At 71.5% G+C, this 7,791-nt stretch carries 9 protein-coding genes; 4 read left to right on the top strand and 5 right to left on the bottom strand.

Translation table 11 applies throughout. From position 1 onward, the window contains the following. Window positions 1–73 precede the first annotated feature (73 nt). Entirely contained in the window at window positions 74–484 is a 411-nt protein-coding gene (locus H5J33_RS16520; protein WP_181795669.1) for a Fur family transcriptional regulator, read from the top strand. Between the two features lie 37 nt (window positions 485–521). On the opposite strand, the gene H5J33_RS16525 is transcribed toward H5J33_RS16520, so the two are convergent. The 5 genes from H5J33_RS16525 to H5J33_RS16545 are packed head-to-tail and all read right to left on the bottom strand — an operon-like array spanning window position 522 to window position 3,976. Next, a complete protein-coding gene (locus H5J33_RS16525; RefSeq protein WP_181795670.1) occupies window positions 522–1,847 on the bottom strand; it encodes a histidine-type phosphatase in 1,326 nt (441 codons plus the stop codon). A 38-nt stretch (window positions 1,848–1,885) separates the two neighbouring features. Further along, entirely contained in the window at window positions 1,886–2,734 is an 849-nt protein-coding gene (locus tag H5J33_RS16530) for an isoprenyl transferase (RefSeq protein ID WP_181795671.1), read from the bottom strand. Window positions 2,735–2,765: 31 nt separating this feature from the next. After that, the gene (gene recO / locus H5J33_RS16535; protein ID WP_030604856.1) at window positions 2,766–3,512 is read right to left on the bottom strand and encodes a DNA repair protein RecO; all 747 of its coding nucleotides are present in this window, start codon (window positions 3,510–3,512) and stop codon (window positions 2,766–2,768) included. Window positions 3,513–3,563: 51 nt separating this feature from the next. After that, on the bottom strand, window positions 3,564–3,779 hold the full coding sequence (locus H5J33_RS16540; RefSeq protein WP_181795672.1) for a hypothetical protein: 216 nt from the start codon (window positions 3,777–3,779) through the stop codon (window positions 3,564–3,566). Next, entirely contained in the window at window positions 3,776–3,976 is a 201-nt protein-coding gene (locus tag H5J33_RS16545; RefSeq protein ID WP_030777177.1) for a hypothetical protein, read from the bottom strand. The genes H5J33_RS16540 and H5J33_RS16545 overlap by 4 nt, the downstream gene beginning before the upstream one ends. 335 nt (window positions 3,977–4,311) lie before the next feature. Between H5J33_RS16545 and H5J33_RS16550 the strand changes: the two genes are divergently transcribed. The 3 genes from H5J33_RS16550 to H5J33_RS16560 form a co-directional block, all read left to right on the top strand. Next, window positions 4,312–5,934, top strand: a complete 1,623-nt coding sequence (locus H5J33_RS16550) for an ABC transporter substrate-binding protein (protein WP_181795673.1) — start codon at window positions 4,312–4,314, stop codon at window positions 5,932–5,934. Between the two features lie 4 nt (window positions 5,935–5,938). Beyond that, window positions 5,939–6,895: an ABC transporter permease gene (locus H5J33_RS16555; protein ID WP_181795674.1), complete on the top strand. Its 957-nt coding sequence runs from the start codon at window positions 5,939–5,941 to the stop codon at window positions 6,893–6,895. Then, window positions 6,895–7,791 (top strand): ABC transporter permease (locus H5J33_RS16560; RefSeq protein WP_181795675.1); only part of this gene is annotated, 897 nt, incomplete at its 3' end. The genes H5J33_RS16555 and H5J33_RS16560, both read left to right, overlap by 1 nt.

Genomic DNA, 7,791 nt, shown 5'->3' on the forward strand with positions numbered 1-7,791 from the left:
TCGGCGTCTGACCGCCGACCTCCTGGGCTGGCACAATGGCCCGGGCAGAAGCGAGCCATCGAAGGAGGCAACGGTGACGACCGCTGGACCGCCCGTGAAGGGTCGCGCGACCCGCCAGCGTGCAGCCGTGGCGGCGGCCCTGGACGAGGTCGACGAGTTCCGCAGCGCCCAGGAGCTGCACGACATGCTCAAGCACAAGGGCGACTCCGTCGGGCTCACCACGGTCTACCGCACCCTCCAGTCCCTCGCCGAGGCCGGCGAGGTCGACGTTCTGCGCACCTCCGACGGCGAGTCCGTCTACCGCCGCTGCTCCACCGGCGAACACCACCACCACCTGGTCTGCCGCGCCTGCGGCAAGGCCGTGGAGGTGGAGGGCCCGGCCGTGGAGAAGTGGGCGGAGGCCATCGCGGCGGAACACGGCTTCGTCAACGTGGCCCACACGGTGGAGATCTTCGGCACGTGCGCGGAGTGCGCGGCGGTCTGAGCCGTCCGCGCCCCCGCGAGGCGCGGACGGGCCCCGCTCAGTGGCGCCCGAAGCAGCGCTCCAGCTCGTCCAGGTCGTAGAACGCACTGCCCTCGGCGACCGGACGGCACCCCGCCCTGAAGGGCGTCTCCTTCTCGTTGTAGAGCATCCGGACCAGGTACCGGTCGCCCTTGGCGAAGACGTCCCACTGGATGTTCGCCCCCAGCGGCGACACGTCCGCACCCCGCCAGGAATTGTCCGCGTAGGTGTACGCCTCCCCCGGCGCCGCCTGCTCCGTGCTGCCCGGCAGACCCATCAGCGCGGCCAGCGGAATGATCTCCTCGGCATGGCTGAACCGCAGCTCGGCCCCGAGATCGCTGGTGCCGGCCCGCTTGGCCTCGGCCTGCCGGAAGAAGTCGTCCAGCAGGACGTCCGCCATCTTGTAGGTGATGTCGCTGCCGGCGAAGCCGGGCCCCTTCTCGTAGAAGTCCTCGGCGTCGGAGAGGTAGCCGAACCAGGCGGCGTCCGACCGGGGCACGAAGCGCTCCATGCCCCAGCCCTTGCCGTCCGGGCTCTCCTCGCTCATCGCGGGCGCGATGGCGTACAGGTTGTAGACGGCCTGGGCGGCACCGACCTGGTCGCCGATCCGTGCGACGAAGGGCTCCTTGAACAGCTTCCGCAGGATGCCGTGCGCGGCCTTCCGGGTCCGCGGCTGGTCGGTGATGCCGTGCAGGGTGTCCTTCAGGCGCTGGTCGTTCTCGATGTAGTCGCGGTAGGCGGCACCGCCCGCCGCCTTGTGGAAGTACAGCAGGTCCTTGTCGGTGCGCACCGGCCCGATCAGCGGCTTCAGCGCGGGTTCGGCCGCGGCGAGGGCGTCGGTGAACGCGGTGCCGCTGGCCACGGCCCGCCCCTGCCCGGAGCTGACGACGTCGATCTTCTCCCCGTCGTCGGCGATCTTCCGGAACAGGCCCGGCAGCCGCCGTTGCAGCCGGGCGGCCGTGTCCGCCATCTCCTGCCGGCCGCGTCCGCTGAGGTTGCCGTAGCCGGTCTTGGCCATGGCGGCCTGGAGCGCGCGGACGACCGGTCCGAACTCCTCCCCCTTGCCGGTGAGCTGTCCCTCCGCCTCGGCCTGCTCCCACAGCGCGAGGACCAGGTCGCCGTCCTCGCTGTCGCTCGCGGCCCGGGAGCCGTGCCGGGAGACGTTCTCGGTGAATACGGGAACGAAACCGGCGGGGGGCCGCTGGTAGCCGCGCGGACTCTGCCGGGGGGAGTACGGCGCTTTCGTGCCGTAGCTCTCACGGTGCGCGGGAGCCTCGGCCGCGTGCGCGGGCAGGGCGGTGAGCAGCAGGGCCCCGAGGGCGAGTACAGGAGCGAGACGTCTCATGATCCACATCCTCGGCGACCCTGGTGAACCACCGGTGTCTAGGAGGTGGAATCACCCTTCATCGCGGCCTCCATGGCCAGCAGCTGCTCGTTCGGGACGGCGCCGCCGAAGCGGCGGTCCCGGGAGGCGAACTCCATACAGGCCCGCCACAGGTCACGGCGGTCGAAGTCGGGCCACAGCACGTCCTGGAAGACCATCTCGGCGTACGCGCTCTGCCACAGCAGGTAGTTGGAGGTGCGCTGCTCACCGCTCGGCCGCAGGAACAGGTCGACGTCCGGCATGTCCGGGTAGTACAGGTACTTCTGGATGGTCTTCTCGGTCACCTTCGACGGGTCGAGCCGGCCCGCCCGCACGTCCTCGGCGATGGCCCGCGCCGCGTCGGCGAGCTCGGCACGGCCGCCGTAGTTCATGCAGAAGTACAGGGTGAGCAGGTCGTTGCCCTTGGTCTGCTCCTGGGCGACCTCGAGCTCCTTCGCCACCGACTTCCAGAGCCTGGGCATGCGGCCCACCCAGCGCACCCGGATGCCGAGCGCGTCGAGCTCGTCGCGGGTCCTGCGGATGAAGTCCCGGTTGAAGTTCATCAGGAAGCGGACCTCGTCGGGCGAGCGCTTCCAGTTCTCGGTGGAGAAGGCGTACAGCGAGATGTTGCGCACGCCGATCTCGATCGAGCCCTGGAGCACGTCCAGCACCCGCTCGGCGCCGACCTTGTGCCCCTCGGTGCGCGGCAGCCCCCGCTCCTTGGCCCACCGCCCGTTGCCGTCCATCACGATCGCGACGTGGTTCGGCACCAGCTCACCGGGGAGCTTGGGCGCGCGGGCACCGGACGGATGCGGCTCCGGCGCCTTGTACTCGCGCCGCTGGCGCCCCAGGATCCCGCGTACGACCATGTGCTTCTCGTCTCCTCGACCCGTGCCGTGCTTACTTCTCTACGTAGCGCAGGGAGCGCAGTCCGCGCTCCAGGTGCCAGTGCAGGTAGGCGGACACCAGCCCGCTGCCCTCGCGGACGTACCTCGGCTCGCACGCGTCCGCCGTCTCCCAGTCTCCCGTAAGCAGCGCGCCCAGCAGGACCAGGGTCTGCGGGGACGGCACGACGCTGCCGGGCACCCGGCAGTCGGCGCACACCGAGCCGCCGGAGGCCACGGAGAAGAAGCGGTTCGGTCCCGGCATCCCGCACTTGGCGCAGTCGCCGAAGCTGGGCGCGTAGCCGTTGACGGCCAGGGACCGCAGCAGAAAGGCGTCGAGGACGAGATGCGGCGCGTGCTCGCCCCGGGCGAGCGTCCGCAGCGCCCCGACGAGCAGCAGGTACTGCTGTACGGCCGGCTCGCCCTCGTGATCGGTGAACCGCTCGGCGGTCTCCAGCATGGCGGTCCCGGCGGTGTACCGGGCGTAGTCCGTGACGATCCCGCCGCCGTACGGAGCGATGGTCTCGCTCTGCGTGCACAGCGGCAGGCCGCGCCCGACCAGCTCGCTCCCCCGGGCGAAGAACTGCACGTCCACATGGGAGAACGGCTCCAGCCGGGCCCCGAACTTCGACTTCGTCCGCCGCACCCCGCGGGCCACGGCCCGCACCCGTCCGTGCCCGCGCGTGAGCAGGGTGATGATCCGGTCCGCCTCGCCCAGCTTCTGGGTGCGCAGCACGATGCCGTCGTCGCGGAACAGACTCATGGGCCCATTCTCGCCCATCCGCGAAGGCGGTCTCACCCGTGCGCGCGGGCGCTAGAGGACCTCTCCGCGGCTGCGGGCGTTGGCGTACGCGGTGGCCGCGCTGAGCCGCTCGGCCGGGGTGGCACAGCGCAGCGCCCCCGGCTCGGCGTCCCACTCGCGCCCGCCGCCGTAGGGTCTGACCTGCACGTACGGCCCCTCGTGCCCCATGACGATGCCGACCTTCCCGGTGTGGGTGTCCATCACGTGACTGCCGACGACGGGTTTCACCGGGCCTCCCCCGCCAGTGCCGCCGCCAGCCGGCGCGCGGTCTGGACCGAACACCGCCCCAGGTCCACCAGCGGGCTGGGCACCTCCCGCACGAGACTCACCGGATCGAGCCCCAGCGACGGGAGAACGACCCCGGCCTTTTCGAGAGCCGACCGCAATTCCCTCAACGCCTCCTCCGCCTCTTCGATGCCGCTCACTCTGCTCCCCTTCCGTGTCCGAGTTTACGCTTTGTACATCAAGCGTGACGCTGCGCTTCTCCGCCCGGAAGGCGTCCTCCGCCCGGGTCGGCCGTGGCCGGAGGTCCGCGACGGGCGGTGCGGGAGTGCTCGGGGGCGGAACGCGAACGCGCCGGACGGGGACGGGATTCACCCGGGTGGAGCTGGGGCGGGCGGGTTCGTTCGCGTGCGCTGTCTTGACCGCCCCCACGGCCCCTCCTATCGTCGCGCTACCGAGCGGACGTAGGACGTAGGACGTCGTATCTCACTCCTCCCACCCCCATCCCTCATCGGCTCACCGACCTGCTGGAGGACCCGTGCGCGACGACGTGATCCCCGACGTACCGGCACCACGCCGCCGGTCGTTACTGCTGGGCGCCGGGGTGCTCGGCGCGGGGGCGGTGCTGGCGGGGTGCTCCGCCGGACCGGAGTCGACCAACGACCCCGGCGGCGGGGGCGGCGGCAGGGACCGGACGCTGACCGCCGTCATCGGCTACGGCAACGACGGCAGCTGGGACCCGACGCAGACCGCCTCCGCGTTCGCGATGGCCGCCAACAATCACGTCTACGAGGGACTCCTCGACACCGACCCGATCACCCGGGTGCCGTACCCCGCCCTCGCCACCGCGCCGCCCGCCGATCCGAAGGCCACCACCTGGCGGTTCACGCTCCGCGACGGCGCCACGTTCCACGACGGCAAGCCCGTCACCGCCGACGACGTCGTGTTCGTCTTCGACCGGATCCTCGATCCGAAGACCCAGACCCTCGCCAAGGGCTTCTTCGCCTCCTGGCTGGAGTCGGTCCGCAAGACCGGCGAGCGGAGCGTCGAACTGAGGCTCAGGTTCCCGTTCCCGGACGGGCTCTCCCGGCTCACCCTCGCCAAGATCATGCCCGCGCACGTCTACTCCCGGCCCGGCGCCTGGGACGACGCCGTCAAGGGGCTGGCCGTGGGCTCGGGGCCGTACCGGCAGACCGCGCACCACCCCAAGTCGAACACCACCTTCGAGGCGTTCGCCGCGTACAACGGCCCGCGCAGGGCCGCCTTCCGGAAGATGAACTGGCTGACCATCGTGGACGCGTCCTCCCGCGTCGCGCGGATCTCCGGCACCGGCGCCGGCGCGCAGATCGCCGACAACATCCCGTACGCCAACATCCCCCGCCTGGAGCAGGGCGGGCTGAAGGTGGCCGGCGGTGCCGGGATGAACAACCTGTTCCTGATGTTCAACACCCGGCACAAGCCGTTCGACGACGTGCGGGTGCGCCAGGCCCTGCACTACGCCATCGACAGCGAGAAGATGGTGCGGGTCGCCCTGAAGGGGCACGGCAGGCCCGCGTCCTCGTTCCTGAACGAGGGCAACCCGAGCCACCGGCGGGCCGGGACCGTCTACGACTACGACCCCGGCAAGGCCAAGGCGCTGCTGAGGGCCGCCGGGGTGAGCGGGCTGAACGTCGAGATCATGGCCGTCAACGTCAGCTGGATCGTGGACTGCCTGCCGACCGTCAAGTCCTGCTGGGACGCCGTGGGCGTGCGCACCACCCTGGCGCCGCAGGAGACCACGGCCGTGTTCACCAAGATGGACCAGCGGCGGGACTACCAGGTGGTGGCCGCCGCCTCCAACCCCAACCAGTTCGGCCTCGACGCCGACCTGATCATGCGCTACAACTACGGCCCCGAGAACCTGTGGATGCGCTACACGCGGTGGGCGGACGACCCGGTCGCCCGGCGGCTCTTCAAGGACATGGACCGGGCGACCCGGGAGCCGGACCCCGCGAAGAAGAAGGCGATGATCCAGGACTACATCGACGTCGTCGCCGAACAGGCCGTGCTGTACCCGGTCGTCCACAACGAGCTGATGACCGCCTGGAACCCGCGCCGGCTCACCGGGATAAGGGCCCAGCCCTACCCCGGCGTCAACCTCCTCCAGGCCCGCTGGATCTGACGGCATGACCACGGTCGTACGCATCCTGCTGCGCCGGATCGCCCTGCTGGTGCCGCTGCTGCTGGGCATCGTGCTGTTCGTGTTCCTGGTGATGCGGTTCTCCGACGCCGACCCGGCGTCCGCGTTCTTCCAGGGCGCCAATCCCACCCCGGAGCAGCTGCACGACTTCCGGGAGCGCAACGGGCTGCTGGACCCGCTGCCCGTGCGCTACGTCCGCTTCGTCGGCGACGTCCTCCACGGCGACCTGGGCACCAGCGCCCTCACCCGCGCCCCGGTGCTCGACCAGGTCACCACCGCGCTGCCGCTCACGCTCCAGCTGACCTTCCTCGGGCTCGCCCTGGCCGTCGTCCTCGCGCTGGCGGGCGGGGTGACGGCGGCGGTGTACCGGGACCGGCTGCCGGACCAGATCATCCGGGTGGTCTCGCTGGTCGGGGTCGCCGCGCCCGGCTTCTGGCTGGCGCTGCTGATGATCCAGTACCTCGCCGTGCACCGGGGCTGGTTCCCCACCGGCGGCTACATCAACCCGGGCGACTCGGTCACCGGCTGGCTGCGGACCATGGCGCTGCCCGCCGTCGCCCTGTCGCTGCCGGTCGCCGCCCAGCTCACCCGGATCGTGCGGACCTCGGTGGTGGAGGAGCTGGACAAGGACTACGTGCGCACGGCGATCGGCAGCGGGCTGCCGCCGCGCGTGGTCGTCGGGCGCAACGTGCTGCGCAACGCGCTGGTCAACCCGCTCACCGTGCTGGGGCTGCGGGTCGGCTATCTGCTCGGCGGCGCCGTCGTCATCGAGACGATCTTCTCGCTGCCCGGCATGGGCAAGCTGATGATCGACGCGGTGCAGAACGGCGACCCGGCTGTGGTGCAGGGCGTGGTGCTGACCACCGCGACCGGGTTCGTCGTCGTCAACCTCGTCATCGACATCCTGTATCTGCTGGTCAACCCACGACTGAGGGCGGGCTGATGGTCACGCGCGCGAGGCTCACCGAGCGGCTGTCCCGGCCCGGCGTGCGGCTGCGCGGACGGCGCCGGCTGCCGTGGCCGTCGAAGGCCGCCGTCTGCTTCCTGGCCGTGGTCGTCCTGGTCGCCCTGCTCGCCCCGGTGCTGGCGCCGGACGATCCCCTCGACATGCGGGACCCGGCCGGCGGGACGGGGGCGCCGTCCGCCGCGCACTGGATGGGCCAGGACAGCCTGGGCCGGGACGTCCTGAGCCGGCTGATGTACGGCGCCCGCTGGTCGCTGGCCATCGGGCTGGGCGCGACCGCGCTGGCGCTGGTGGCCGGGGCCGTGCTCGGGGCCGTGGCCGCCACCTCCCGCAAGGCGGTGGACGAGACGCTGATGCGCTGCCTGGACGTGGTGATGGCGTTCCCCGGCATCGCGCTGGCCGCCGTGCTGGTGGCCGTGTTCGGCGGCGGGATCGGCGTGCTGATCTGCGCCATCGCGTTCCTGTTCACCCCGCCGGTGGCGCGGGTGGTGCGGGCGAACGTGCTGGACCAGTACGGCGAGGACTACGTCACCGCCGAGCGGGTCATCGGCGCCCGCACCCCGCACATCGTGCTGCGCCACGTGGCCGTCAACTGCGCCGCCCCCGTGCTGGTGTTCTGCACGGTCCAGGTCGCCGAGGCCATCGTCTTCGAGGCGTCCCTGTCCTTCATCGGCGCGGGCGTCAGGCCTCCCGACCCGTCCTGGGGCAGCGTCATCGCCGACGGCAAGAACATGGTGCTGACCGGCGGCTGGTGGGCGACCGTCTTCCCGGGGCTGCTGATCCTGGTCACCGTGCTGTCGCTGAACATCCTCTCCGAGGGCCTGTCGGACGCGTGGGCCGCGCCCGCCCCCAGGGAGGTGCGCACGCCCGCGGAC

This window comes from Streptomyces sp. WELS2 (genome assembly GCF_013870595.1).
In the GTDB taxonomy this organism is placed as follows: domain Bacteria; phylum Actinomycetota; class Actinomycetes; order Streptomycetales; family Streptomycetaceae; genus Streptomyces.

What these genes read in the sequence shown, in the direction of transcription:
- H5J33_RS16525 (WP_181795670.1), bottom strand. Translation starts at nt 1,847, where the DNA reads ATGAGACGTCTCGCTCCTGTACTCGCCCTCGGGGCCCTGCTGCTCACC.
- recO (WP_030604856.1), bottom strand. Translation starts at nt 3,512, where the DNA reads ATGAGTCTGTTCCGCGACGACGGCATCGTGCTGCGCACCCAGAAGCTG.
- H5J33_RS16530 (WP_181795671.1), bottom strand. Translation starts at nt 2,734, where the DNA reads ATGGTCGTACGCGGGATCCTGGGGCGCCAGCGGCGCGAGTACAAGGCG.
- H5J33_RS16555 (WP_181795674.1), top strand. Translation starts at nt 5,939, where the DNA reads ATGACCACGGTCGTACGCATCCTGCTGCGCCGGATCGCCCTGCTGGTG.